Origin of the sequence: Rahnella bruchi, assembly GCF_003614975.1 — a bacterium.
Taxonomy (GTDB): domain Bacteria; phylum Pseudomonadota; class Gammaproteobacteria; order Enterobacterales; family Enterobacteriaceae; genus Rahnella; species Rahnella bruchi.
This window is the reverse complement of record NZ_QZWI01000012.1, coordinates 21484-46577: the sequence shown is the minus strand read 5'-3', so window position 1 is coordinate 46577 and position 25094 is coordinate 21484. Positions and strand designations below refer to the sequence as shown.

Sequence of the window (25094 nt, the reverse complement as noted above, 5' to 3'; positions counted from 1 at the left end):
TAATGGCGTTTCTTAATAAGAAGCGCCTTTTTTACACCCATTTTATGGCAGGCGCAGTTGCTGTAAATTGCCGTCCAGCACGACATCGGTTTGCAGCGTTGAAACCCGTTTGCAGATATAAGCCTGTTCACGATGCACCTCCAGCTTATGCCGCCATTTTTCCGGGACACCTTCCAGATTATCGTAAAGTTCATCCAGCGATCCGGTCTGCGTCAGTAACGTGACAGCTGTCTTCGGGCCTATCCCCGGCACACCCGGAATTTTACTGCTGCTGATCCCCGCCAGACCCCAGTAATCAGTCAGTTGCTGCGGCAGAACACCAAAGGTTTGCTGCACAAAAGGCATATCCAGCCAGCGTTTCTGGAAGTAATCGCGGATCTGAACATTTGGTGCCAGCAGCTGGCAGTAACCTTTGTCGGTTGAAACAATGGTGACCTGATGCCCGCCGGACGATACTTTCGCCGCCAGCGTGGCCGCCAGGTCATCCGCTTCGTTGCCCGCCGAATGCCAGCAGGCGATGCCCTGCGCTTCGAAACCGGCTTTCAGACTGGGCATTTCCGCGAATAAGTTTTCCGGCATCGGTGTGCGCCCGGCTTTGTAGTCAGGCAGACACTGATGACGCCAGCTGTCTGCGCGGTCATCTTCGTCAAACACGGCAACGGCGTGCGTGGGCTGAGTATGCTGAATCAGCTGTGCGATGGCGTTCTGACAGGTGATAAGGCAGGGCGAACCCTGAACCGCATGAATCCGGCGGATCAGGTTCAGGGCATCGATAATCAGCAGATGTATAGCCATGATAATCTCCATAATAAAGGCGACTCGCGTCGCCCTTAGATCTGCTTAGAAACGTGACCGAGGGATCAGGCACAAATCTCATAACAAGGAATGTACGCGCTGCCCGGCAATTTCATGCGGTGCTGAGCGACGAACCCTTGCAGCAGGCTGTCCATTTTCTTCATTAATGCCGGATCGCCGTGCAACTTGAAGCGACCATGTTTTTCGATGGCGTGGATCCCAAACTCTTTCACGTTACCGGCCACAATTCCCGAGAAGGCACGGCGCAGTGCGGCGGCCAGTTCCTGCGGTGGCTGATTCGGATAAAGGTTCAGGTTCGCCATGTTTTCATGGCTTGGCTCGAACGGATGCTGCAAATCTGGCGCGATGCGAATCGACCAGTTAAAGCTGTACGCATCGCCGCTGTTACGGCGGTTTTCTTTCACCAACGGCATGGCGCGTTTCATCTGGCGGGCCACTTCTGTCGGATCGTCGATGATGATGGTATAGAACTTACAGGCATCTTCACCGAGCGTTTCTTTAATGAACGCATCGAGAACGTGGAAGTAATCTGCGCTTTCTTTCGGACCGGTCAGGATCAGCGGTAGTACCTGATCGCTGTTTTCCGGATCCATCAGGATCCCCAGCAGATACAGTAATTCTTCTGCAGTGCCTACGCCGCCCGGGAAGATAATGATCCCGTGGGCAATACGTACGAATGCCTCAAGGCGTTTTTCGATATCCGGCATGATGATCAGTTCGTTGACCAGTGGGTTAGGCGGCTCAGCGGCAATGATGGAAGGTTCGGTCATACCGATAAAACGGCCTGATTTGTAGCGCTGCTGCGCGTGACCGACGGCGGCACCTTTCATCGGGGCTTCCATCGCACCCGGACCACAGCCGGTGCAAATGTTCAGTTCGCGCAAACCCAGTTGGCTGCCGACGTTGCGGGCGTACTGGTATTCGATTTCATTGATTGAATGCCCGCCCCAGCACACGACCATGTTCGGATCTTCATCCAGATGCAGGGCACGGGCGTTACGTAAGATAGAAAATACCAGGTTGGTCAGGTGTGCTGAATTTTCGGTATTCAGGGTCTGATAACGACCGGCGCTATCGATTTGCCCGCTGACGAAGAGAATGTCACGTAGCACGGCAAAAAGATTGGCCTGCAATGAACGGATGATCCGTCCATCCACAAACGCATCCTCAGGTGGATTCACCAGCTCGAGTTTAACGCCACGCTCCCGGCGCAGCACGTTGATATCAAAGCTTTCGTAACGTTCGAGAAGTTCTTTACTGCTGTCAGTCTGGCTGCCGCTATTAAGGACGGCCAGTGAACAATTTCGGAAAAGGCGGTAGAGGTCGCTGCTCGCAGTACGTTTGAGCATGTCGACTTCCAGCTGCGACAACAAATCCATTGAGCCTAACGGGCTGATATGTGTAATCAAAGTTGCTCCTTGACACCAACGGGTGCAGTGATTCTTTCTGCTACCTGATTGCGGCGCATGATTTTGGGATCATGTTTTTTGCGCCGTATGCAATTTAACAGTAACCCTGTCATCAGGCTTTTACCAATGCTGACAGAGCGTTAGCTCAGTTCTTGAGCAACGTCTCGCATTATTGTCTGACAAGTCGGGCTGTTGCAGGTTCAAACGTGAAGTTGGATCTCCACGGATTGATATCCAGCCCGCCGCGACGTGTATAACGGGCGTACACGGCAAGTTTTTCCGGCTGGCAGAAACGCAGCAGATCATTGAAGATCCGCTCGACGCATTGTTCGTGGAATTCGTTGTGATGACGGAAAGACACCAGATAGCGGAGCAGGGCTTCACGGTCGATTTTTGGCCCGCGATAGTGGATCTGTACTGAACCCCAGTCTGGCTGATGGGTGATCAGACAGTTGGATTTCAGAAGATGACTCACCAGCGATTCTTCAACAATTTCCTCACCTTTGGCATCGGCCAGATAATCAGTGCTGAATTCGTAGCTGTCGATGGCAATATCCTGCTCATCAATACAAACGCCATCGAAACGTCCTACCGGCGAGCCTTCTATTTCAGACAGGCGACTCACAGTGACCGTCACGTCACCCTGCGCACAGTCGCTCAGGTCGCGTGTTAAGGTTTCCTGCACCGATTCCCAGTCAGGGAACACGGTCTGGTTGAAACTGTTCAGATAGAGTTTGAAACTTTTGGATTCGATCAGGTTCTGACTATTAGCATTCAGGCTGATTTCGCCCACGGCAACCTGCGGCAATCCCTTCGCGTTGAGCCAGGACAGTTCATACAGCGTCCAGATATCTGCGCCATGAAACGGTAAGTTATCCGGATACAGGCCAAGTGGCTCACGGTTCATGCTGCGTGGAACGGCCTGTAATAAAGACGCATCATAATGGTCAACGTAAGCCGTACTTTTGCCCAGCGTCAGTTGCGCCAGAGCCGGGTTATCCTGATATGAGGACATGCTGTCACCTTGCTTAGAGATAGGTACAATAGAGAATAGCCACCAGTTTAACCCAGCCTTACCGGAAGATGAGAGAATTATGGAGTCTGAAGTTTCTGTAGCATTGCGTGAATTTACTCAGCGTTTTGTCGATCTCTGGCAACAGGAAACCGGCATGCCGCCCTCCAGCGAAGCCCTGTTTGGGGTCGATTCGCCGTGCGTGGTGAAGACGGAAGAAGATAAGGTGTACTGGCTGACCCAGACATTCAGCCCACAGGCGACTCTGGAAAATGTCGAACGCGCGATGGAATTACAGCTTCGTCCCGAAGCGCATGAGTTCTATACCACGCAGTTCGCCGGAGATATGACCGCCAGCTGGCAGGGCAATGCGCTGACATTATTGCAGGTGTGGAGCCCGGAAGATTTCACCCGTTTGCAGGAAAATCTGATTGGTCATCTGGTTACGCAAAAGCGTCTGAAACTGACCCCAACGATTTTTCTGGCGACCACAGATTCCGAGCTGGATCTGGTTTCGTTGTGTAATGTGACGGGCAATGTTGTGCTGGAACAGTTCGGTAGTAAAAAAAGAACTCTACTCTCGCCATCGTTGTCAGAATTCCTTACAATGCTGACCGCTGTTTACCCCGCCTGATAGTAATGTCGATGTACCCCATCCCGCAGAGCACAAATGGCTCACAAGCGTGTGAGAGATCTCTCACAAAGGCTGTAAGAGATCTCGTTAATTTGGCTTAGTTATTTGTTTTAAATTAATTCAAAGTTATTTTAAATCAACGGCTTTGTGCATTATTTCATGGTGAGGCGGCTTACACCCCCCGATTTTGGCTTACAGCCTGTCTTGTCCGGAAGGGCAAAATCAACGATTCTAGTCGTGCACCAAGGAAGCATGAGACAGAACATCAGGATGATGGCTGAATCATAAAAGAAGGGGACGGCTCAGGAAGAGTCAGGACGGCATCGGATTATGCCAGGATGTTTCAGGACGAAACCAGGGACACCTCCAGGACGGAGAAGAGAGCTCACAAAGGAAGCTGAGCGGGTCACAGATGACCAAGGGATATCAGTCAGGATGATTTAGGACAGACCGTCAGGATGAAAGTTGGACGATGCCAAGGACAGCCGGTTAGGATAACCGCAGGAAAAGTTTTCAGGGATTGAGCAGGGAGCACTCAGGTAGCTGGATTGCTATAAAACGAACCGGGGGCACTGTGTAAACAGTGCCCCCAACTTTTTGTCTGAACCTTTTGTCGTAGTGCCTGATCAGTCTGGTAACAGAAGGCGCTCCGCGATATCCGAAGCGCCTCTCATTCAGCCTATTGCCCCTAAGACATCATCCTGCCCCTGTTTTTTCGGTAGCAGGAACAGGGTAGCGAAGATATCCAGCAGATAAATCGCGGCCAGCAGTGTTATCGCTGCGGTAAATGAAACCTGCGCCACCAGCATCCCGATCACCAGCGGGCCAAAACCCCCCACGCCACGTCCGAGATTAAATAACAGATTCTGCGCCGTCGCCCTGACGCGAACCGGATAAAGATCGGAAATCAATCCACCGTAACCGCCAATCATGCCATTCACAAACATGCCCATCAGCGCGCCCGCGAACAACATCAGGGTAGGATCGGTAAGCTGCGCATAACACACCACCATAATGACGGCGCCAACCTGATAAATCAGGAAGATTTTCCAGCGCGGGAAACGGTCAGAAAGCATGCCGAACAGCCAGATCCCAAATGTCATCCCCACGACAGTGACCGCCGTCCACAGGCCGGATTTGGTCAGCGAGAAGCCGAAGTTTTTCGACAGATAACTCGGCATCCAGATCATCAGCCCGTAATAGCCAAAGTTCTGTACCGAACACAGGATCAGAATGCCAATACTGGCTTTGGTCGTGGCTCTGTCACGGAACAACAATTTGATGCGGCTGAAAAGTGAGCCATCATTATTGCTTGCCGTCTGTTTAACAAAGGCTTCCGGCTCGCCCATTGTGCGGCGGATAAGGAAAGAGGCCAGTGCAGGCAGCAGTCCGACCAGGAACATGCCGCGCCAGCCGATAACGCCGAGCAGCAACGGGGTAAGAAATGCTGCCATTAACACACCCAGCTGCCAGCCCATGCCGACGTACGCTGAGGCGCGGTTACGTTTTTCAGCGGGCCAGGCTTCCGCGATCAGCGCCATACCAATACCGAATTCACCGCCCAGTCCGACACCGGCCAGCGTGCGGTAAATCAGTAAATCCCAGTAACCCTGCGCGAAAGCGCACAAACCGGTGAACAGGGAGAACATCAGAATGGTGAAGGTCAGTACGCGGATGCGGCCAAAACGATCGCTGATTGGCCCGAAAATCACGCCGCCCAGTACGGCACCTATCAACGTCCAGGTGACCAGCGAGCCACTTTGTGAGGATGACAAACCAAATTCGCTGGTGATAGCGGGGAGCATGAAGCCGAGGATCAGTAAATCAAAGCCGTCCATAGCGTAGCCGGTGACGGAGGCCAGCATAGCTTTTGCCGGTGTTGCGTGTGCTTTTTGAGGATGTTGTGCGGACATTTTTACACATCTGTGAAGAAAAAAGTGGCGGTAGTTTGCCCGTATCGGGCGTTTATCGCCACCCCGAAAAACTTATGGCTGGATTGATAAATTGGATACGATGCAGAAAGTTGGGGCATCAGTCCTTCAATGTTATGCTTTGCGCCCCCAGGCGGAGGCTGCCAGGGGCCATGAACGAAGAGAGTTATTGATGAATACAGAAAACCAGGTACGCGAGATTTTAGAAGATATCGAGCAGGTCATGCGTGATGATAAATTGTGGCACGCTACGCCGCCGGAAGCGGAAGCCTTTGAAAGCAAAGAGCCGTTTTCCGTAGATACCATGTCGGCTGAACAATGGCTGCAATGGGTGCTGGTTCCGCGCATGTACGCGTTACTTGAAGCACAATCGCCATTGCCCACCCGTTTTGCTATCACCCCCTATTTTGAAGTGGCGATGCCTGAAGCACTCCGTTTGCTGACTCAGCTGCAACGCCTCGACGATTTGCTGAACATAGAAGACTGACATGCTGGAAATTTTGTATCAGGACGAACATCTGATCGCAGTGAATAAACCTGCGGGCATGCTGGTTCATCGCAGCTGGCTGGACCGCCATGAAACGGTGTTTGTGATGCAGACATTGCGTGATCAGATTGGTCAGCATGTGTTTACGGTTCACCGGCTGGACAAGCCGACGTCCGGCGTTTTGCTGCTGGCGCTGTCCAGTGAGGTGGCGCGTTTGCTGTCGCAGCAGTTCGAAAATAATCAGATGAGCAAGGTGTATCACGCCGTGGTTCGCGGGTATGTGCCACAAGACGGCACTCTCGATTATGCGCTGACCGAAGAGCTGGATAAAATCGCCGATAAGTTTGCGAATCCGGACAAAGCGCCACAACCTGCTGTCACCCATTATCGCGTCGTCGCACAGGTCGAAATGCCGGTGGCTGTCGGGCGCTACGACACCGCGCGCTACAGCCTGATGGAACTGAAACCGGAAACTGGCCGTAAGCATCAGTTGCGCCGTCATATGTCGCATTTGCGCCATCCGATTATCGGTGACAGCGCGCACGGCGATTTAAAGCAAAACCGCGGCATGACCGAACACTTCGGCTGTTCCGGACTGATGCTGCACGCCAGCCATATGCAATTGCCGCATCCGGTGACCGGAGAACCGCTTTCATTGAATGCGCGCTGGGATGGCCGCTGGCAAAATGTAGTGACACAGTTTGGCTGGCAGGGAAAAATCCCTGAGCTTGAAAGGGTTGAGTTTGCAGAAACTTGCGGTCAGGATAGTCCACAAATTTAAGTCCTTTGATTGAAATATTGGCATCACACAGGAGTGAAACCCATGGCAGAAGTCGGAATTTTTGTCGGTACGGTATACGGCAATGCGTTACTGGTAGCAGAAGAAGCGGAAACCGTGCTGAAAGGCCAGGGCCATGAGGTCAAATTGTTCGAAGAAGGCACGCTGGAAGCCTGGCAATATTACCGTCATCACTTTGTCCTGATTGTGACGTCAACCACCGGTCAGGGCGATTTGCCTGACAGTATTGCGCCTTTGTATACCGCTATCCGCGACACTGTCGGTTATCAGCCTGAACTGCGCTACGGTGTGATTGCGCTTGGCGATATCAGCTACGATCATTTTTGTGGCGGCGGCCATAAGCTGGATGATTTGTTGCAGGAGCAGGGCGCGTCACGGATCGGCGAAATGCTGGAAATCGATGCGATGGAAACTGCCGAACCGGAAACGGTCGCTGTGCCATGGGTGGAAAAATGGGGTCAGTTGCTTAAATAAAGCCACACTTCGTGTCTTTCTCCGTGCAATAAAAAAGGTCAGGCAAATGCCTGACCTTTTTACTTTCTTAATCTTCTGAACGTGATTAATCAGCGACCGCTGGTCAGTTTTTCCAGATCGGATTCAATTTCAGTAATCTTATTCGCCACAACGGATTCCAGGTGACGCAGGTCATCAAGAATTTTACGCTTCAGATCCACTTCAACCTGATCGCGCTGACAGATTTGGTCCAGCTCATCAATCACATAGCGCAGGTTAGGGCTGATTTCATGAATTTCTTTGTAACCTTGCCCCGCGTTATCGGCGACGATAGTTTTGCGCTGGCGTGGATATTTAAATTTCACGCTTTTAGCAAAAAACTCACCTTTGTCTCTGCGGAAGTAGATCTTCAGAATGTCGTTATTGGCCTCCTGACGCAGGCTGTAACGATCAATATCGTCGGGATTATTAATGCCCAGGCTTTTCAGATTGTCATACATAGCGCCACCTTCGTTTAGGAGAAAATCAGAGTGTCATGATGAACTGAACGGCGGCTTTAATCATTGATTAATTGCACAGTTTGCCGTTTAGAAGATAAAAAAATAGCGGGTTATTTTTTAACAATACCCGCTATTTTAAGTTTAGTCGATTGTACGCAATAACTCATTCAGGCCGGTTTTGCCCAGAGTTTTCGCATCCACTTTCTTGACGATCACCGCGCAGTACAGGCTGTATTTACCGTCTTTAGAAGGCAGGTTGCCGGAAACAACAACGGAGCCCGCCGGTACGCGGCCATAATGCACTTCGCCAGTTTCGCGGTCATAAATTTTGGTGCTCTGGCCGATGTAAACGCCCATAGAAATCACAGAGCCTTCTTCAACGATTACGCCTTCAACGATTTCTGAACGCGCGCCGATAAAGCAGTTGTCTTCGATGATAGTCGGGTTGGCCTGCAAGGGCTCCAGAACGCCGCCGATACCCACGCCGCCAGAGAGGTGAACGTTTTTACCGATCTGCGCGCAGGAACCTACGGTCGCCCAGGTATCAACCATAGTGCCTTCATCAACGTAAGCGCCGATGTTGACGTAAGAAGGCATCAGCACGGTATTTCGTGCAATGAATGCGCCTTTACGCACGGCAGCAGGTGGCACTACGCGGAAACCTTCACGCTGGAAACGCGCTTCATCGTAGTCAGCGAATTTCATTGGCACTTTATCGAAGTAACGGCTTTCACCGCCTTCCATTACCTGGTTGTCGTTGATTCTGAACGAGAGCAGTACCGCTTTCTTCAGCCACTGATGCGTCACCCATTCGCCATCAATCTTCTCAGCAACGCGCAATTCGCCGCTGTCGATTTTGTTGATAACCTGAGTGATGGCGTCGCGCGTTACGCTGTCAACGTTAGCCGGGGTGATATCTGCACGGCGCTCGAAGGCTTGTTCAATAACGGTTTGTAGTTGCTGCATCCTGTTCTCTTTCCTGAATTGGTTTTAAAAGATAGTGGTACTTGTATCACATTTTATCGCCAGGGTTGAGTGCCTCAGTTAATCGGCGTGTGATTTCCTGACGAGTTTGCTTATCCAGCGCGCGTCGCTCACCGTTGGCCAGAATAAATAAGTCTTCTACGCGTTCGCCGATGGTCGAGATGCGTGCACCATGCAGTGACAGCCCGAGATCAGAGAACACTTCCCCCACGCGGGCCAACAGACCGGGCTGATCGAGCGCTACCAGTTCCATATACGTGCGGCGGTCAGTATGCGTCGGCAGAAAACTGACTTCGGTCTGCACGCTGAAATGACGCAGCTTTGACGAAGGACGTCGTGCGCGCGGCGGCTGATAGGCCTGCGTCATTGACTGTTCCAGCGCATATCTGATGGCTTCGTGCCGGTCCTGTGCCAGCGGGCTGCCGTCGGGTTCCAGCACAATGAAGGTATCCATCGCCATGCCGTCGCGATTCGTGAAAATCTGCGCGTCATGAATGCTCAGGTTACGTCGGTCGAGCTCACCGGCGACGGTAGCAAACAGATACGGGCGGTCCGGGCTCCAGATAAATATCTCGGTACCGCCGCGCGTCGCCTGACGGCTGACCAGTACCAGCGGTTTGGTGGAGTCATGCTCAAGCAGATGTCTGGCATGCCACGCCAGCTGATTCGGCGAGTGGCGCAGAAAATAATCCGCGCGGCAGCGACTCCAGATGCGGTGCAGCGCCTCCTCATCAATATTGTCCATGCGCAGCAACGCCAGTGCCTGCAAACGGTGATGGCGCACGCGCTCACGCAGATCCGGCGTGTTCTGCATGCCGCGACGCAGTTGTTTTTCAGTAGCGAAATACAGCTCGCGTATCAGGCTCTGTTTCCAGCTGTTCCAAAGGGTTTCGTTCGTGGCGCAGATATCGGCGACGGTCAGGCTGACCAGATAGCGCAAACGGACTTCGGTCTGCATTTCCGCCGCGAATTGTTGGATCTCGTTAGGATCCTGAATATCGCGGCGCTGGGCTGTGACAGACATCAGCAGATGGCAGCGGACCAGCCACGCGACCAGCTGGGTTTCGCGGGAATTCAGCCCGTGCAGTTCGGCAAACTCCAGCACATCCTGCGCACCCAGAATAGAGTGATCGCCGCCACGGCCTTTGGCGATATCGTGGAACAGAGCGGCCATCAGCAACAGTTCAGGCTGTGGCAGGCGCGGGTATAATTCGACACATAAAGGATGCTTTGGCCGCGTCTCTTCATGAGCAAAACTTTCCAGTTTTTGCAGCACGCGGATGGTGTGTTCATCGACCGTATAAGCGTGGAACAAGTCGAACTGCATCTGCCCGACGATTTGCCCCCATTGCGGCATATACGCCCACAACACGCTATGGCGGTGCATCGGCACCAGCGCCCGTGAAACGGCGCCCGGATGGCGCAGAATCGACATAAACATTTCGCGTGCCTGCGGGATCATACACAGCGGCTCTTTGAGATGGCGGCGGGCATGGCGCAGCAGACGCACCGTCGTTGAATAAATCCCTTTGATCTCGCGGTGACGCACCATCAGATGGAACATGCTGATGATAGTTTCCGGACGGTTATCGAACAGGGATTCGTCACGCAAATCGATAAGATCGCCGCGTAACTGAAAATGCTCATCCAGCGGGCGCGGTTTTTCATTCGGGCCAATCGCCAGAATCGCTTCGTCGAACAACTGCAATAACATCTGATTCAGCTCGCCGACCCGACGGGTCATGCGATAGAAATCTTTCATCATGCGTTCGACCGGCTGATTGCCTTCGCCCTGATACTGTAACAACTGCGCCACGCTTTGCTGACGGTCGAACAGCAGACGGTTGTCGTATCTCGGCAGAACCAGATGCAGGGCGAAACGGATACGCCACAGGAAGCTCTGACATTCCAGCAGCTCGTTGCGCTCGGCTTTGGTCAGGAAGCCGAAGGCCACCATTTCATCGAGCGATGTGGCGCCAAAATGGCGGCGGGCAACCCAAAGAATTGTGTGGATATCGCGCAGGCCGCCGGGGCTGCTTTTGATGTCGGGTTCAAGGTTATAGCTGGTGCCGTGATAACGCTGATGGCGCTCATTCTGCTCGGCAATTTTTGCGCGGAAGAAGTTCGGTGAAGGCCAGAACCCGTCGCTGAAAATGTGTTTCTGCATACTGAGAAACAGCGCGACATCGCCGCAAATCAGGCGGGATTCGATAAGGTTGGTGGCGACGGTTAAATCGGCCAGGCCTTCAAGCAGGCACTCTTCCAGGGTCCGGACGCTGTGGCCGACTTCCAGTTTGAGATCCCACAGAAGGGTGATCAGTTCGCCAATCCGCAACGCCTGCTCGTCGTTGAGGCGTTTCTGACTCAGGACCAGCACGTCGATATCGGATAAAGGATGCAGCTCGCCGCGCCCGTAGCCGCCGACGGCCACCATCGCGGTTTCAGGAATATTGTCGAACCCGTAGAACGTCCACAGACGTTGCAGCAGCTGGTCGATGTAATGCGCCCGCGCATCCACCAGTTCTTCCGCCCGTTGCCCGGCATTGAAGGCGTCCGCCAGCCATACCTGAAACACTTCCATATGCTGTTTGAGGCTCTGACGGTTTAAATCGTCATCCGGATAGACAGAAGGGGAGGCTGGTTGTGGCGGGAAACTACGGGTGAGATCCTGCGTGGTTTCTGGTTGCAGGCTCTTTTCAGCCGGAAAATTTTCAATCATGGGTGCGCAGCCCTACACGTGAGAGACCAATAAACGTGAAAGATAAAAAAACCGGCTTTCGCCGGTTTGATTCACAGATTTATACCCTCTCCGCAGAGCGGGCGACTGTTAGTCGTGCGTCAGGATAGCCGGGATGGTGTCATCCTTACGCAGCGTCATAATTTCACAACCGTTATCTGTCACCACAATAGTATGCTCGTACTGAGCCGACAAGCTGCGATCTTTAGTTTTTACTGTCCAGCCGTCTTTCATGGTGCGGATACGGAAATCGCCGGCGTTGACCATCGGTTCAACGGTGAAAGCCATGCCAGCCTGTAAAACCACGCCGCCGTCATCCGCATCGTAATGCAGAACCTGAGGTTCTTCGTGGAAACCTTCGCCGATACCGTGGCCACAGTATTCGCGAACAACAGAGAATTTCTCAGCTTCGACGAATTTCTGGATCTCTTTACCCAGCGTACGCAGGCGGATACCCGGTTTGATCATGCGCAGCGCGATATACAAGCTTTCCTGCGTGATGCGGCAAAGACGTTCGCCCAGAATAGTCGGTTTGCCCGCGATGAACATCTTTGAAGTATCACCGTGGAAACCGTCTTTGATCACGGTGACATCGATGTTGACGATATCGCCATCTTTCAGGATTTTGTCTTCACTCGGAATACCGTGGCACACCACTTCGTTAATCGAGATACAGACAGATTTCGGAAAGCCGTGGTAATCCAGGCAGGCAGAAACTGCTTTTTGTTTGTTCACGATGTGATCGGCGCAAATGCGGTCCAGTTCACCGGTGCTCACGCCAGGTTTGACGAAAGGCTCAATGATTTCCAGCACTTCGGCAGCCAGACGGCCAGCTACGCGCATTTTTTCGATGTCTTCAGGGGTTTTGATTGAAATAGCCATGTGTTGTCCTGCAGGTTCTGTGCATCAGGTGTGCTTTATTTCTACACCGATGTCGTCAATAATTAGCTGTGGCTTATGGTATCAGCCCTGATATTTGCTGCCAAACTATCATTTTCCGCTAAGCAATTCGGTGAACAAAAGTTGCTGTCCGGCCGTTATTTATGATATAAAGCGCGCCGGCAATCCGCTCTGGGTCTTACGACTCAAAGGGATTAAAGCCAAAATCACTCATTGTGTACTTATTAACGTAAGTAATAACACACACGTATCGACACATACGCCGGGGTGCCTTGGGAATTCGTTCTTCGGGGTCGGTTGTATGGGATACGTGGAGGCATAACCCCAACTACTTAATAGAGGTTTTATCATGGCAACTGTTTCCATGCGCGACATGCTCAAGGCCGGTGTTCACTTCGGTCACCAAACCCGTTACTGGAACCCGAAAATGAAGCCATTCATCTTCGGCGCTCGTAACAAGGTTCACATCATCAACCTTGAGAAAACTGTTCCAATGTTCAACGAAGCTCTGGCTGAGTTGCAGAAGATCTCCTCCCGTAAAGGTAAGATCCTGTTCGTTGGTACTAAACGCGCAGCAAGCGAAGCGGTAAAAGAAGCTGCACACAACTGCGACCAGTTCTTCGTGAACCATCGCTGGTTGGGCGGCATGCTGACTAACTGGAAAACCGTTCGTCAGTCCATCAAACGTTTGAAAGATCTGGAAGTTCAGTCTCAGGACGGTACTTTCGAGAAGCTGACCAAGAAAGAGGCGCTGATGCGCACTCGTGAACTGGCTAAGCTGGAAAACAGCCTGGGTGGTATCAAGGATATGGGTGGTCTTCCTGATGCTCTGTTCGTAATCGACGCTGATCACGAACACATTGCAATCAAAGAAGCTAACAACCTGGGTATCCCGGTATTCTCCATTGTTGATACCAACTCCGATCCGGATGGCGTTGACTTTGTTATCCCTGGTAACGATGACGCAATCCGTGCAGTAAATCTGTACCTGAGCGCTGTTGCTGCCACTGTCCGTGAAGGCCGTTCGCAAGATCTGGCTGTTCAGGCAGAAGAAAGCTTCGTAGAAGCTGAATAATAAGGCAAGCTCAGCAGAGCCCTTATTAACCAGGTATTGAAATATGTTGGTTAGGGGGCCTTTATTGGCCCCCTTTGCTTATCTTAAATGCGAGAAATATCTCACCGCAAAAAGCCTTTTTGCACTGAGATAATCGAGGAAAATACAATGGCTGATATTACCGCTGCCCTGGTAAAAGAACTGCGCGAACGTACTGGCGCTGGCATGATGGATTGTAAGAAAGCTCTGGTTGAAGCTAACGGCGACATCGAGCTGGCAATCGAAAATATGCGTAAATCTGGCGCGATCAAAGCGGCGAAAAAAGCAGGCAACGTAGCTGCTGACGGCGTGATCAAAACCAAAATCGAAGGCAACTTCGGCGTGATTCTGGAAGTTAACTGCCAGACTGACTTCGTTGCTAAAGATGCTGGTTTCCAGGCTTTCGCTGACAAAGTGCTGGATGCTGCTGTTGCAGGCAAAGTGACTGACGTTGACGTTCTGAAAGCTCAGTTCGAAGAAGAGCGTATTCAGCTGGTTGCTAAAATCGGTGAGAACATCAACATTCGTCGCGTTCAAATCCTTGAAGGCGATGTGCTGGGTAGCTACCTGCACGGCGCACGTATCGGTGTTCTGATCGCAGCTACTGGCGCAGACGAAGAACTGGTTAAGCAAATTGCTATGCACGTTGCAGCAAGCAAACCAGAATTCGTTAAGCCTGAAGATGTGTCTGCTGAAGTGGTAGAAAAAGAGTACCAGGTTCAGCTGGACATCGCGATGCAGTCTGGCAAGCCGAAAGAAATTGCAGAGAAAATGGTTGAAGGCCGCATGAAGAAATTCACCGGCGAAGTTTCTCTGACAGGTCAGCCTTTCGTTATCGATCCAAGCAAAACTGTTGGTCAGGTTCTGAAAGAACACAACGCTGACGTGACTAACTTCATCCGCTTTGAAGTGGGCGAAGGTATCGAGAAAGTTGAGACTGACTTTGCTGCTGAAGTTGCAGCAATGACTAAACAGTCTTAATCAGTACCTGATACACCCTAAAATGGAACCGCTGCGAAAGGGCGGTTCCGTTTTATCCAGCCCCAAATTCCTATTACATTGTGCGTAAAGTCATTCTGACAGCGCTATGATGTAAAGACCGACTATCCATTAAGACACATTGCTTCTAGGACAGACACCATGGCTACCAATGCGAAACCCGTTTATCAACGTATCCTGCTTAAACTCAGTGGCGAAGCCCTGCAGGGCAGTGAAGGTTTTGGTATCGACGCGAGTGTATTAGATCGTATGGCTCAGGAAGTGAAAGAGCTGGTCGAACTCGGCATTCAGGTAGGCGTTGTGATCGGCGGCGGTAACCTGTTCCGTGGCGCGGGCCTCGCACAGGCGGGCATGAATCGTGTTGTAGGCGACCATATGGGTATGCTGGCGACTGTCATGAACGGCCTGGCAATGCGTGATGCATTACACCGCGCCTATGTTAACGCACGTCTGATGTCTGCAATCCCTTTGAACGGTGTTTGTGATAATTACAGCTGGGCTGAAGCTATCAGCTTGCTGCGTCATAACCGTGTGGTGATTTTCTCCGCCGGTACCGGCAACCCTTTCTTTACCACTGACTCAGCAGCCTGCCTGCGCGGTATCGAAATCGAAGCTGATGTGGTATTAAAAGCCACCAAAGTTGACGGCGTGTATTCCGCTGACCCGGTGAAAAATCCGGAAGCGACGCTGTACGAAAGACTGACCTATCAGGAAGTGCTGGAACAGGAATTGAAAGTGATGGATCTGGCGGCCTTTACGCTGGCCCGCGATCACAATCTGCCAATTCGTGTTTTCAACATGAATAAGCCTGGCGCACTGCGTCGCGTGGTGATGGGTGAAAATGAAGGGACGCTGATTTCTAAAGCGGAGTGATCCTTCACAATTGAACATTGTGTTCAGCCAGCCTCTGCTGGCATGAGTATTCACGGACTATACTGATGTTATGGTCTGCCAGGTAACCCGCTTTCAAAGGTTAACAACGTGATTAACGAAATCAAAAAAGACGCTGAAATTCGTATGGAAAAATGCGTTGAAGCATTCAAAACCCATATCAGCAAAATCCGCACCGGCCGTGCATCACCAGGCATCCTGGATGGCATCATGGTGGAATACTACGGTTCATCCACACCTTTACGCCAGCTGGCGCAGGTGACAGTGGAAGATTCCCGTACTCTGGCTATCTCCGTGTTTGACCGTTCAATCAGCGCAGCTGTGGAAAAAGCGATCATGACCTCTGATTTGGGTCTGAACCCATCATCAGCAGGTGCGACAATCCGCGTTCCTCTGCCAGCACTGACCGAAGAACGTCGTAAAGACCTGATCAAGGTTGTACGTGGCGAAGCAGAGCAGGGCCGTGTGTCCGTGCGTAACGTTCGCCGTGATGCGAACGATAAAACCAAAGCACTGTTGAAAGATAAAGAAATCAGCGAAGACGAAGATCGCCGTTCTCAGGACGATATCCAGAAACTGACTGATATTTTCATCAAGAAAATCGACGTCGCTCTGACTGAGAAAGAAGCCGAGCTGATGGAGTTCTGATACAGCTTTAGCTTCCTCCCAAGCGCCGCAATTGCGGCGCTTTGTTTTTTGCGGGCTTTAAATCTTTTACCGGTTTGCACAATCTCATAGACAAGCCAGATAAGAGGTTTCAGACTGTGCACTTTCCGAATTTACGAGCGCTATCCCGGGCATTTTCATGAAACAAATGACTATTCTTGGTTCGACAGGGTCTGTCGGCACCAGCACGCTTTCCGTTGTCAGGTCTAATCCTGACAATTTCACTGTTAAAGCACTGGTTGCAGGGCGCAATGTTGACGTTATGGCGCAGCAGTGTCTTGAATTTCAGCCTGCTTACGCTTCCATGGCGGATGAAGCTTCTGCCCGTGCGCTGAGAGTCATTCTGGCTGAACAGGGATGCCGTACCGAAGTGCTTTCAGGCACTGATGCGGCCATCGAATTGGCGGCTCTTGATGATGTCGATCAGGTGATGTCGGCTATTGTGGGTGCTGCGGGCTTGTTACCGACACTCGCCGCTGTCCGCGCCGGTAAACAAGTGCTTCTGGCAAACAAAGAATCGCTGGTCACCTGCGGGCGTATCTTTATGGATGCCGTGCGCCAAAGCCAGTCCCAGCTTCTGCCCATCGACAGCGAACACAATGCGATTTTCCAGAGCCTGCCAGAAACTGTTCAAAAACAGCTGGGTTTTGCTTCTCTCGAAGAACACGGAATTTCCCGTATTATCCTGACCGGCTCCGGCGGTCCCTTCCGCGAACTCCCTTTGGAACAGTTTAGTGATGTGACGCCTGACCAGGCCTGTGCTCATCCAAACTGGTCGATGGGTCGCAAAATTTCCGTTGATTCAGCCACCATGATGAATAAAGGCCTTGAGTACATTGAGGCTCGCTGGCTGTTTAATGCCTCTGCAGCAGAAATGGAAGTCATCATTCATCCGCAATCGGTGATCCACTCAATGGTCCGTTATTGCGACGGGAGCGTGCTGGCTCAGCTGGGATCGCCGGATATGCGCACGCCAATTGCACATGCGATGGCCTATCCGCAACGCGTGAAGACTGAAGTGGAAGCGCTGGATTTCTGCAAAATGGGGGCGATGACTTTCAGTGCGCCAGATTATGCGCGCTATCCCTGCCTGCAACTTGCCATTGAAGCCAGTAATACCGGACAGGCAGCCACCACGGCACTGAATGCAGCTAACGAAATATCTGTCGCCGCTTTCCTCAAGGGTGAACTGCGCTTTACTGACATTGCATCCCTTAACCGTGAGGTCATGGAGCAAATGGTAAGTGGGGAACCCGATTCTGTTGAGGAAGTGTTGCAGATTGACGCATTGGCGAGAGTGCGTGCGAAAGATAAACTTCGTACTTTTGCGGTGTAGGCCTGTTTTAGTACTTATGCAGCAGTTTGTTAGCATCACACTGAGATGGTATAGTCTGCGCCACACTGGCAGCAGATTTGGCTTTTCAGAGACTGAATGTTACAGGTGGAATCGGTGAGCTGTCAGTTAAGCCGTGCCTGAAAGGGAGACACGGCTTTTTTGCGCGTGTAGTCGCAACAGCGACAAATAGGTGCAGCGCCAGCTGGCTGTTCTGGTGTATGCCTGAAGAGAGTTTTGCCAGCCGGAAAGCCGCTGTGTTCTGATAAAAGGAAATGAGTACGCGTTATGTCCCTCGAAAATCAACAGATGTCTGATATGTGTTGCTCTCAACCTCGCCATGTTGCCATTATCATGGACGGTAACGGACGCTGGGCAAAACGTCAGGGTAAAATGAGGGTATTTGGTCATAAAGCGGGAGTGAAGTCAGTGCGCAAAGCTGTGAGTTTTGCTGCCAGTCATCACCTCGATGCGCTCACGCTTTATGCCTTTAGTAGTGAAAACTGGAATCGCCCGGCTCAGGAAGTTTCCGCACTTATGGAACTGTTCGTGCGTGCCCTGGACAGTGAAGTCAAAAGCCTGCACAAACATAATGTCAGGCTGCGGATCATTGGCGATGTCAGTCGTTTTAGTGCTCGTCTGCAGGAACGTATTCGTCGTTCAGAAACACTTACTCAAAATAATGACGGTTTGACGCTCAACATCGCTGCGAATTACGGTGGCCGATGGGATATTATTCAAGGCGTTAAGACACTGGCAGGTCAGGTAGAAGCCGGTACACTGCGGGCGGAGCAAATTACAGAAGAGTTGCTGAATTCAGCGATCTGTATGAGCGAACTGGCACCCGTCGATTTGGTGATCAGAACCGGTGGGGAACATAGGATCAGTAATTTCCTGTTGTGGCAAATTGCCTATGCAGAGTTGTATTTTACCGATGTCCTCTGGCCTGATTTTGATGAAAATACCTTCGAAGGTGCGCTGACTGCTTTTGCACAACGCGAGCGCCGCTTCGGGGGGACTACACCTATCGGCGCTGATGCGTCCTAGGGAGAACATTTGCTGAAGTATCGCATTATCACAGCTCTGATTTTAATACCGATTGTTATTGCAGCACTCTTTTTGCTTCCACCGGTAGGTTTCGCCATCGTCACATTAGTCGTGTGCATGCTGGCGGCGTGGGAGTGGGGGCAACTGGCGGGTTTTGCAACACGTAATCAGCGTATCTGGCTGGCCATACTCTGTGGTTTTCTGTTGGCCGCCATGTTGCTGAGCATACCGGCTTATCAGCAAAGTGTGCATCTGATGCAGGTTAGCGGTTCTTTGTGGGCCGGACTTGCCTGGTGGTGCGTCGCGCTGCTGTTAGTGGTGGGATATCCGGCTTCGGCAGGATTCTGGCGGCATTCCCGCATATTGCGGGTAGTATTCGGTGTGCTGACGATTGTGCCATTTTTCTGGGGCATGATTGCATTGCGCCAATACGGCTATGCAGAGAATCATCACACTGGCGCATGGTGGTTGTTGTATGTGATGCTACTCGTCTGGGGTGCTGACTCCGGCGCGTATCTGTTTGGTAAATTATTTGGTAAGCACAAGCTGGCACCGAAAGTTTCTCCGGGAAAAACCTGGGAAGGGTTTGCCGGTGGGCTTTTGACTTCAGCCCTGATAGCCTGGTTGTTTGGTCGTTATGCACCGTTAACTGTGCAGCCATCAATCTTGCTGATTTGCTCCGTTGTCGCTGCACTGGCTTCTGTGCTGGGCGACCTGACGGAAAGTATGTTCAAACGCGAGGCAGGTATCAAAGACAGTGGTCATATGATCCCTGGCCACGGTGGAATACTTGACCGTATCGATAGCCTGACGGCTGCGGTGCCTGTATTTGCCTGTCTGATGCTGTTAGTGTATTAATCCGTCGCAGACGGTGAAGTTTCTAAGGAATAGTTAGACATATGATGAACATACTCTGGAGCCTGGCCGCCTTTATCGTCGCATTGGGGGTGCTTATCACCGTGCACGAGTTCGGCCATTTCTGGGTTGCTCGTCGTTGTGGTGTGCGTGTTGAACGCTTCTCTGTCGGTTTTGGTCGTGCGCTATGGCGCAGAACTGACCAGCAGGGAACCGAGTATGTACTGGCCATTATTCCTCTCGGCGGCTACGTCAAAATGCTCGACGAACGTGTCGAAGCCGTTGCGCCTGAATTTCGTCATCAATCTTTCAATAACAAAAAGGTCTGGCAACGTGCAGCTATCATCAGTGCCGGGCCGATTGCCAATTTCATTTTTGCCATTTTTGCCTACTGGCTGGTCTTCGTTATCGGCGTGCCCAGTGTGCGGCCTGTCATCGCGAATATCACTGCTAATTCAATCGCTGCCCAATCGAATATTTCATCCGGAATGGAACTAAAGTCTGTTGCGGGTATCGAAACGCCTGATTGGGAATCAGTTCGTATGGCGTTGATGGGCGAAATTGGTGATGACCAAACGACCGTAGGTGTTGCGCAATTTGGCTCATCTCAGGTGGTTGAGAAAACTCTGGATTTGCGCCAATGGCAGTTTGATCCTGAAAAGCAGGATCCGGTTGTCTCTCTGGGTATGATTCCCAGAGGTCCGCAGATAGAATCTGTTCTGCAGGAAGTGCAGCCTGATTCAGCTGCCCAAAAGGCGGGTTTGCAAGCCGGAGACAGGATCGTTAAAGTCGATGGTCAGATTCTGGAAAGTTGGCAGTCGTTTGTCATACAGGTCCGGGATAATCCGGGTAAACCTATTGCGCTGGAAGTCGAGCGGAGTGGGGATCCTGTCGCTTTAACATTAACGCCGGACACGAAGTCCGCAGGCAAAGGCAAAATACAGGGTTTTGCTGGCGTGGTACCGAAAGTGATACCACTGCCTGACGAATTTAAAACAATCCGTCAGTATGGTCCGTTTGTGGCGTTTTATGAGGCCGGGGATAAAACCTGGCAACTGATGAAACTCACTGTGAGCATGCTGGGTAAGTTAATTACCGGAGATGTGAAGCTGAACAATCTGAGTGGCCCAATATCCATCGCACAGGGCGCAGGAATGTCAGCAGAGTATGGTTTGGTGTCTTACCTCACGTTTTTGGCACTTATCAGTGTCAATCTGGGGATCATCAACCTCTTCCCATTACCGGTATTAGATGGTGGACACCTGCTTTTTCTCGCAATAGAAAAGCTAAAAGGTGGGCCAGTTTCCGAGCGAGTTCAGGACTTCAGTTACCGCATTGGTTCAGTTTTGCTGGTGTTGTTGATGGGGCTTGCACTTTTCAATGATTTCTCCCGTCTTTAAGACCGGAGATTAGGTTAGGAAGAACGCATAACAACGATGGCGATCAAAAAGTTGCTCATAGCGTCGCTGCTGTTTGGCAGCGCCACCGTATACGGTGCAGACGGTTTCGTAGTGAAAGATATTCATTTCGAAGGCCTGCAGCGAGTTGCCGTCGGTGCGGCGTTACTCAATATGCCGGTTCGCGTCGGTGATACGGTTACTGACGATGATATCAGTAACACCATTCGTGCATTGTTTGCCACTGGCAACTTTGAGGACGTTCGCGTCCTGCGTGATGGTGATTCACTGATTGTTCAGGTCAAAGAACGCCCAACCATTGCCAGCATCACTTTCTCCGGTAACAAATCGGTAAAAGATGACATGCTCAAGCAAAACCTGGAAGCCTCTGGCGTCCGTGTTGGCGAAGCACTTGACCGCACCACCATCGGCAGTATCGAGAAAGGTCTCGAAGACTTCTATTACAGCGTGGGTAAATACAGTGCGTCGGTAAAAGCGGTTGTGACCCCTTTACCGCGTAACCGTGTTGACCTGAAACTGGTCTTTACCGAAGGTGTTTCTGCCAAAATTCAGCAGATCAACATCGTAGGTAACCATGCCTTTACGACTGATGAGCTGATCTCACGCTTCCAGCTGCGTGATGAAGTGCCATGGTGGAACGTCGTCGGCGACCGTAAATATCAGAAACAAAAGCTCGCGGGTGACCTTGAAACCCTGCGCAGTTTCTATCTGGATCGCGGTTATGCCCGTTTCAATATTGATTCGACGCAGGTCAGCCTGACGCCGGACAAAAAAGGCATCTACATCACGCTGAACATTACAGAAGGTGAGCAATACAAACTTTCTGGCGTGGATGTGACTGGCAGCATGGCGGGTCACTCGGCAGAAGTTCAAAGCCTGACTAAAATTGATAAAGGCGAGCTGTATAACGGCGCCAAAGTCACCAAAATGGAAAACGACATCAAACAGATGTTGGGGCGTTATGGTTACGCTTATCCACGTGTGACAACACAGCCAGAAATTAATGATGCAGACAAAACCGTTAAGCTGCACATCAACGTTGATGCGGGCAACCGTTTCTACGTGCGTCATATCCGCTTTGAAGGTAATGACACCAGTAAAGACAGCGTACTGCGCCGTGAAATGCGTCAGATGGAAGGTGCCTGGTTAGGCAACGATCTGGTCGATAAAGGCAAAGAGCGTCTGAACCGTCTGGGCTACTTCGAAACTGTGGATGTTGATACGCAACGTGTTCCGGGTTCACCGGATCAGGTTGATGTGGTCTACAAAGTGAAAGAACGTAACACCGGTACTTTCAACTTTGGCGTAGGCTACGGTACAGAAAGTGGTGTCAGCTTCCAGGTCGGTGTCCAGCAGGACAACTGGCTGGGAACGGGTAACTCTGTCGGCATCAGCGGTACCAAGAACGATTACCAGACGTACGCGGAATTCACCATCACTGATCCATACTTCACCGTTGACGGCGTAAGTTTGGGTGGTCGTATCTTCTATAACGACTTTAAAGCTGATGATGCGGATCTCTCCAGTTATACCAACAGAAGTTATGGTATTGGCGGGAACCTGGGCTTCCCGATTAATGAGAACAACTCATTACGTCTGGGTCTGGATTACGTCCATAACGATCTTTCCAATATGGAACCACAGATTGCTATGTTCCGTTATCTGAACTCTGTTGGCCTGCAACCTGCTGTAACGACCAGCGACAATGCAGATGCAGACTTCAGCGCGGATGACTTCTTCGTGAATCTGGGTTGGGGTTATAACAACCTTGACCGTGGCTACTTCCCGACTTCGGGGACTAAAGCCAGCCTGAACGGTAAAGTGACTGTGCCGGGCTCAGATAACGAATATTACAAAATTACATTTGATTCAACCAGTTACTTGCCACTGAATCAGGATCGTGATTGGGTGCTGATGGGCCGTGCGCGTGCAGGTTACGCAGATGGTCTGGGCGGTAAAGAAGTACCGTTCTACGATAACTTCTATGCCGGTGGTTCAAGCAGTGTTCGTGGTTTCCAGTCGAACACTATTGGTCCTAAAGCAGCGTATTACAAATGTACTACTGCTAATACCTCCTACAACACTTGTCCGATTGATAATTCGGATGATGCAGTCGGTGGTAACGCAATGGCGGTACTGAGTGCGGAACTGATTGTTCCTACCCCGTTCGTCAGCGAGAAATACGCGAACTCACTGCGTACTTCCCTGTTTGTGGACAGTGGTACAGTATGGGATACCGGTTGGGAAAATACCCCTGAGTCTCAGGCAGCGGGCGTTCCTGACTACAGTAAACCAGGCAACATTCGTGTTTCTTCAGGTATTGCATTGCAGTGGATGTCTCCACTGGGACCATTGGTCTTCTCCTATGCACAACCGATTAAGAAATATGAAGGCGATAAGGCAGAACAGTTCCAGTTTAACATTGGTAAAACCTGGTAACGTACTGCCTGGGCAGAATTTGTTCAGCAGAATCGCAAAGGCCAGATGCTGAATTTGATACACGGGTTTCGGCCCGTGTATTGTTTTCTTATCGGGTGTTTTGTGTAATTTACTGTGCCATCTGGCACAAACGGGTGATGGAAGGAGTTTATAGTGAAAAAGTGGTTATATGCCGCAGGCCTCGGTTTAGTTATGGCTTCTTCAGCTAGCGTTCAGGCTGCTGATAAAATTGCTATCGTTAACGTAGCAAGCATTTTCCAACAAATGCCTGCTCGTGAAGCAGTAGCAAAACAGCTGGAAAACGAGTTCAAAAGCCGTGCGACAGATTTGCAATCTCAGGAACGTGATCTGCAAACCAAAATGCAACGTCTGCAACGTGATGGCTCTACAATGAAAGCCAGCGATCGTTCAAAACTTGAAAAAGACGTTATGGCTCAACGCGAAGCTTTCTCTGCTAAAGCGCAGCAGTTCGAGCAAGATAACCGTCGTCGCCAGGCTGAAGAACGTAACAAAATCCTGAGCCGTATCCAGGATGCTGTGAAATCTGTAGCCAGCAAAGAAGGTTATGATGTTGTTATCGATGCAAACGCCATTGCGTATGCAAATAATGACAAAGATATTACTGCTGATGTGCTGAAACAGGTTAAATAAACATGTCTTCAATTCGACTGGCTGATCTCGCACAGCAGTTGGATGCACAATTGCACGGTGATGGCGAAATTGCCATCACCGGCGTTGCTTCAATGCATTCCGCACACTCTGAGCAAATCACGTTTTTATCAAACAGCCGTTACCGTGAACAGTTGGCTTCCTGCAATGCAGGTGCCGTAGTGTTGACGGAAGCGGATCTGCCATTTTGCCCTACAGCGGCATTAGTGGTTAAAAACCCTTACCTGACGTACGCGCGTATGGCGCAGTTGCTGGATACTACTCCGGCGCCGGCACAAGACATTGCTGCGAGTGCAGTGATTTCTGACAGTGCAACTTTAGGTAAGAATGTCTCGGTTGGCGCAAATGCAGTCATCGAATCCGGCGTTGTACTGGGTGACAATGTTGTTATCGGTGCAGGCTGCTTTATCGGTAAAGAAGCGAAAATAGGCGCAGGAACCCGAGTTTGGGCCAACGTTTCTATCTACCATCGCGTGGAAATTGGCGAACAATGCCTGATTCAGTCCGGGACAGTGATTGGCGCTGATGGCTTTGGTTATGCTAACGATCGCGGCAACTGGATTAAAATTCCTCAGCTCGGCACCGTCATTATCGGTGATCGTGTTGAAATTGGCGCCTGTACCACCATCGACCGTGGCGCGCTGGATGACACCATTATCAACAACGGCGTTATCATTGATAACCAATGTCAGATTGCACACAACGTCGTGATTGGAGACAATACGGCGGTTGCCGGTGGTGTTATCATGGCCGGTAGTCTGAAAATCGGACGCTACTGTCAGATCGGCGGAGCCAGTGTTATCAACGGTCACATGGAGATTTGTGACCAGGCTGTCGTTACGGGAATGGGAATGGTAATGCGACCAATCACCGAACCTGGGGTATACTCCTCCGGTATCCCGTTACAACCGAATAAAGTTTGGCGTAAAACGGCTGCATTGGTAATGAATATTGACGAGATGAATAAGCGCTTGAAAGCTGTCGAGCGTAAAATCGAAAAAGATTAATTACCACCTACGGTG

23 protein-coding genes are annotated in these 25094 nt (G+C 51.1%); 15 read left to right on the top strand and 8 right to left on the bottom strand.

The features are described 5' to 3' along the window. Nucleotides 1–42 precede the first annotated feature (42 nt). The 3 genes from xni to queF all read right to left on the bottom strand — a co-directional run bounded on the left by xni (nucleotide 43) and on the right by queF (nucleotide 3240). Nucleotides 43–795 carry a flap endonuclease Xni gene (xni, locus tag D5398_RS18255; RefSeq protein ID WP_120508903.1) on the bottom strand — a complete coding sequence of 251 codons (753 nt, stop codon included), beginning with the start codon at nucleotides 793–795 and terminating at the stop codon, nucleotides 43–45. 65 nt (nucleotides 796–860) lie between these two features. Next, entirely contained in the window at nucleotides 861–2225 is a 1365-nt protein-coding gene (gene ppnN, locus D5398_RS18250) for a nucleotide 5'-monophosphate nucleosidase PpnN (RefSeq protein ID WP_120508902.1), read from the bottom strand. A 169-nt stretch (nucleotides 2226–2394) separates the two neighbouring features. Beyond that, nucleotides 2395–3240 (bottom strand): NADPH-dependent 7-cyano-7-deazaguanine reductase QueF, encoded by an 846-nt coding sequence (gene queF, locus D5398_RS18245; RefSeq protein ID WP_120508901.1) that lies wholly within the window; start codon nucleotides 3238–3240, stop codon nucleotides 2395–2397. A 79-nt stretch (nucleotides 3241–3319) separates the two neighbouring features. Here queF and syd point away from each other — a divergent pair, with 79 nt between their 5' ends. After that, on the top strand, nucleotides 3320–3871 hold the full coding sequence (syd, locus tag D5398_RS18240; protein WP_120508900.1) for a SecY-interacting protein: 552 nt from the start codon (nucleotides 3320–3322) through the stop codon (nucleotides 3869–3871). 674 nt (nucleotides 3872–4545) lie between these two features. Here syd and D5398_RS18235 read toward each other — a convergent pair. After that, nucleotides 4546–5784 (bottom strand): MFS transporter, encoded by a 1239-nt coding sequence (locus D5398_RS18235; RefSeq protein ID WP_120508899.1) that lies wholly within the window; start codon nucleotides 5782–5784, stop codon nucleotides 4546–4548. Nucleotides 5785–5974: 190 nt separating this feature from the next. On the opposite strand from D5398_RS18235, the gene D5398_RS18230 reads away from it, so the two are divergent. The 3 genes from D5398_RS18230 to D5398_RS18220 are packed head-to-tail and all read left to right on the top strand — an operon-like array spanning nucleotide 5975 to nucleotide 7562. After that, the gene (locus tag D5398_RS18230; RefSeq protein ID WP_120134688.1) at nucleotides 5975–6289 is read left to right on the top strand and encodes a YqcC family protein; all 315 of its coding nucleotides are present in this window, start codon (nucleotides 5975–5977) and stop codon (nucleotides 6287–6289) included. 1 nt (nucleotide 6290) lies between these two features. Continuing rightward, a complete protein-coding gene (truC, locus tag D5398_RS18225) occupies nucleotides 6291–7070 on the top strand; it encodes a tRNA pseudouridine(65) synthase TruC (RefSeq protein WP_120508898.1) in 780 nt (259 codons plus the stop codon). A gap of 42 nt (nucleotides 7071–7112) precedes the next feature. Next, nucleotides 7113–7562: a flavodoxin gene (locus D5398_RS18220; protein WP_120508897.1), complete on the top strand. Its 450-nt coding sequence runs from the start codon at nucleotides 7113–7115 to the stop codon at nucleotides 7560–7562. 89 nt (nucleotides 7563–7651) lie between these two features. Here D5398_RS18220 and D5398_RS18215 read toward each other — a convergent pair whose 3' ends face one another. The 4 genes from D5398_RS18215 to map all read right to left on the bottom strand — a co-directional run bounded on the left by D5398_RS18215 (nucleotide 7652) and on the right by map (nucleotide 12644). Next, nucleotides 7652–8041, bottom strand: a complete 390-nt coding sequence (locus D5398_RS18215; RefSeq protein ID WP_056781756.1) for a DUF3461 family protein — start codon at nucleotides 8039–8041, stop codon at nucleotides 7652–7654. Nucleotides 8042–8182: 141 nt separating this feature from the next. Beyond that, nucleotides 8183–9007: a 2,3,4,5-tetrahydropyridine-2,6-dicarboxylate N-succinyltransferase gene (gene dapD, locus D5398_RS18210; protein WP_101079222.1), complete on the bottom strand. Its 825-nt coding sequence runs from the start codon at nucleotides 9005–9007 to the stop codon at nucleotides 8183–8185. A 46-nt stretch (nucleotides 9008–9053) separates the two neighbouring features. Continuing rightward, nucleotides 9054–11744, bottom strand: coding sequence for a bifunctional uridylyltransferase/uridylyl-removing protein GlnD (gene glnD, locus D5398_RS18205; protein WP_120508896.1), 2691 nt, complete (start codon nucleotides 11742–11744; stop codon nucleotides 9054–9056). Nucleotides 11745–11852: 108 nt separating this feature from the next. Next, nucleotides 11853–12644 (bottom strand): type I methionyl aminopeptidase, encoded by a 792-nt coding sequence (gene map, locus D5398_RS18200; RefSeq protein ID WP_120134684.1) that lies wholly within the window; start codon nucleotides 12642–12644, stop codon nucleotides 11853–11855. Nucleotides 12645–13011: 367 nt separating this feature from the next. Between map and rpsB the strand changes: the two genes are divergently transcribed. The 11 genes from rpsB (at nucleotide 13012) to lpxD (ending at nucleotide 25079) form a co-directional block, all read left to right on the top strand. Beyond that, nucleotides 13012–13737, top strand: coding sequence for a 30S ribosomal protein S2 (gene rpsB / locus D5398_RS18195; protein WP_095923217.1), 726 nt, complete (start codon nucleotides 13012–13014; stop codon nucleotides 13735–13737). A 147-nt stretch (nucleotides 13738–13884) separates the two neighbouring features. Further along, the gene (tsf, locus tag D5398_RS18190; RefSeq protein WP_112288325.1) at nucleotides 13885–14736 is read left to right on the top strand and encodes a translation elongation factor Ts; all 852 of its coding nucleotides are present in this window, start codon (nucleotides 13885–13887) and stop codon (nucleotides 14734–14736) included. A 159-nt stretch (nucleotides 14737–14895) separates the two neighbouring features. Then, nucleotides 14896–15627, top strand: a complete 732-nt coding sequence (pyrH, locus tag D5398_RS18185; RefSeq protein ID WP_095923215.1) for a UMP kinase — start codon at nucleotides 14896–14898, stop codon at nucleotides 15625–15627. Nucleotides 15628–15735: 108 nt separating this feature from the next. Beyond that, the gene (frr, locus tag D5398_RS18180; RefSeq protein ID WP_120508895.1) at nucleotides 15736–16293 is read left to right on the top strand and encodes a ribosome recycling factor; all 558 of its coding nucleotides are present in this window, start codon (nucleotides 15736–15738) and stop codon (nucleotides 16291–16293) included. 157 nt (nucleotides 16294–16450) lie between these two features. Continuing rightward, nucleotides 16451–17647: a 1-deoxy-D-xylulose-5-phosphate reductoisomerase gene (gene ispC / locus D5398_RS18175; RefSeq protein WP_120508894.1), complete on the top strand. Its 1197-nt coding sequence runs from the start codon at nucleotides 16451–16453 to the stop codon at nucleotides 17645–17647. 285 nt (nucleotides 17648–17932) lie between these two features. After that, entirely contained in the window at nucleotides 17933–18691 is a 759-nt protein-coding gene (ispU, locus tag D5398_RS18170; protein ID WP_112288328.1) for a (2E,6E)-farnesyl-diphosphate-specific ditrans,polycis-undecaprenyl-diphosphate synthase, read from the top strand. A gap of 9 nt (nucleotides 18692–18700) precedes the next feature. Beyond that, nucleotides 18701–19549: a phosphatidate cytidylyltransferase gene (gene cdsA, locus D5398_RS18165; RefSeq protein WP_120508893.1), complete on the top strand. Its 849-nt coding sequence runs from the start codon at nucleotides 18701–18703 to the stop codon at nucleotides 19547–19549. A gap of 41 nt (nucleotides 19550–19590) precedes the next feature. Then, nucleotides 19591–20946 carry a sigma E protease regulator RseP gene (gene rseP / locus D5398_RS18160; protein WP_120508892.1) on the top strand — a complete coding sequence of 452 codons (1356 nt, stop codon included), beginning with the start codon at nucleotides 19591–19593 and terminating at the stop codon, nucleotides 20944–20946. Between the two features lie 36 nt (nucleotides 20947–20982). Further along, the gene (bamA, locus tag D5398_RS18155; protein WP_120508891.1) at nucleotides 20983–23403 is read left to right on the top strand and encodes an outer membrane protein assembly factor BamA; all 2421 of its coding nucleotides are present in this window, start codon (nucleotides 20983–20985) and stop codon (nucleotides 23401–23403) included. Between the two features lie 153 nt (nucleotides 23404–23556). After that, complete coding sequence (skp, locus tag D5398_RS18150) at nucleotides 23557–24054, top strand: molecular chaperone Skp (RefSeq protein ID WP_120134677.1); 498 nt, start codon at nucleotides 23557–23559, stop codon at nucleotides 24052–24054. A gap of 2 nt (nucleotides 24055–24056) precedes the next feature. Further along, the gene (gene lpxD / locus D5398_RS18145; protein WP_120508890.1) at nucleotides 24057–25079 is read left to right on the top strand and encodes a UDP-3-O-(3-hydroxymyristoyl)glucosamine N-acyltransferase; all 1023 of its coding nucleotides are present in this window, start codon (nucleotides 24057–24059) and stop codon (nucleotides 25077–25079) included. The last annotated feature ends 15 nt before the right edge of the window (nucleotides 25080–25094 follow it).

Coding starts and splice junctions, on each gene's coding strand:
- pyrH (WP_095923215.1), top strand. CDS start 14,896: ATGGCTACCAATGCGAAACCCGTTTATCAACGTATCCTGCTTAAACTC.
- dapD (WP_101079222.1), bottom strand. CDS start 9,007: ATGCAGCAACTACAAACCGTTATTGAACAAGCCTTCGAGCGCCGTGCA.
- bamA (WP_120508891.1), top strand. CDS start 20,983: ATGGCGATCAAAAAGTTGCTCATAGCGTCGCTGCTGTTTGGCAGCGCC.
- D5398_RS18235 (WP_120508899.1), bottom strand. CDS start 5,784: ATGTCCGCACAACATCCTCAAAAAGCACACGCAACACCGGCAAAAGCT.
- D5398_RS18220 (WP_120508897.1), top strand. CDS start 7,113: ATGGCAGAAGTCGGAATTTTTGTCGGTACGGTATACGGCAATGCGTTA.
- syd (WP_120508900.1), top strand. CDS start 3,320: ATGGAGTCTGAAGTTTCTGTAGCATTGCGTGAATTTACTCAGCGTTTT.
- lpxD (WP_120508890.1), top strand. CDS start 24,057: ATGTCTTCAATTCGACTGGCTGATCTCGCACAGCAGTTGGATGCACAA.
- D5398_RS18230 (WP_120134688.1), top strand. CDS start 5,975: ATGAATACAGAAAACCAGGTACGCGAGATTTTAGAAGATATCGAGCAG.
- glnD (WP_120508896.1), bottom strand. CDS start 11,744: ATGATTGAAAATTTTCCGGCTGAAAAGAGCCTGCAACCAGAAACCACG.
- map (WP_120134684.1), bottom strand. CDS start 12,644: ATGGCTATTTCAATCAAAACCCCTGAAGACATCGAAAAAATGCGCGTA.
- queF (WP_120508901.1), bottom strand. CDS start 3,240: ATGTCCTCATATCAGGATAACCCGGCTCTGGCGCAACTGACGCTGGGC.
- truC (WP_120508898.1), top strand. CDS start 6,291: ATGCTGGAAATTTTGTATCAGGACGAACATCTGATCGCAGTGAATAAA.
- ispU (WP_112288328.1), top strand. CDS start 17,933: ATGTCCCTCGAAAATCAACAGATGTCTGATATGTGTTGCTCTCAACCT.
- rpsB (WP_095923217.1), top strand. CDS start 13,012: ATGGCAACTGTTTCCATGCGCGACATGCTCAAGGCCGGTGTTCACTTC.
- tsf (WP_112288325.1), top strand. CDS start 13,885: ATGGCTGATATTACCGCTGCCCTGGTAAAAGAACTGCGCGAACGTACT.
- D5398_RS18215 (WP_056781756.1), bottom strand. CDS start 8,041: ATGTATGACAATCTGAAAAGCCTGGGCATTAATAATCCCGACGATATT.
- xni (WP_120508903.1), bottom strand. CDS start 795: ATGGCTATACATCTGCTGATTATCGATGCCCTGAACCTGATCCGCCGG.
- rseP (WP_120508892.1), top strand. CDS start 19,591: ATGATGAACATACTCTGGAGCCTGGCCGCCTTTATCGTCGCATTGGGG.
- ispC (WP_120508894.1), top strand. CDS start 16,451: ATGAAACAAATGACTATTCTTGGTTCGACAGGGTCTGTCGGCACCAGC.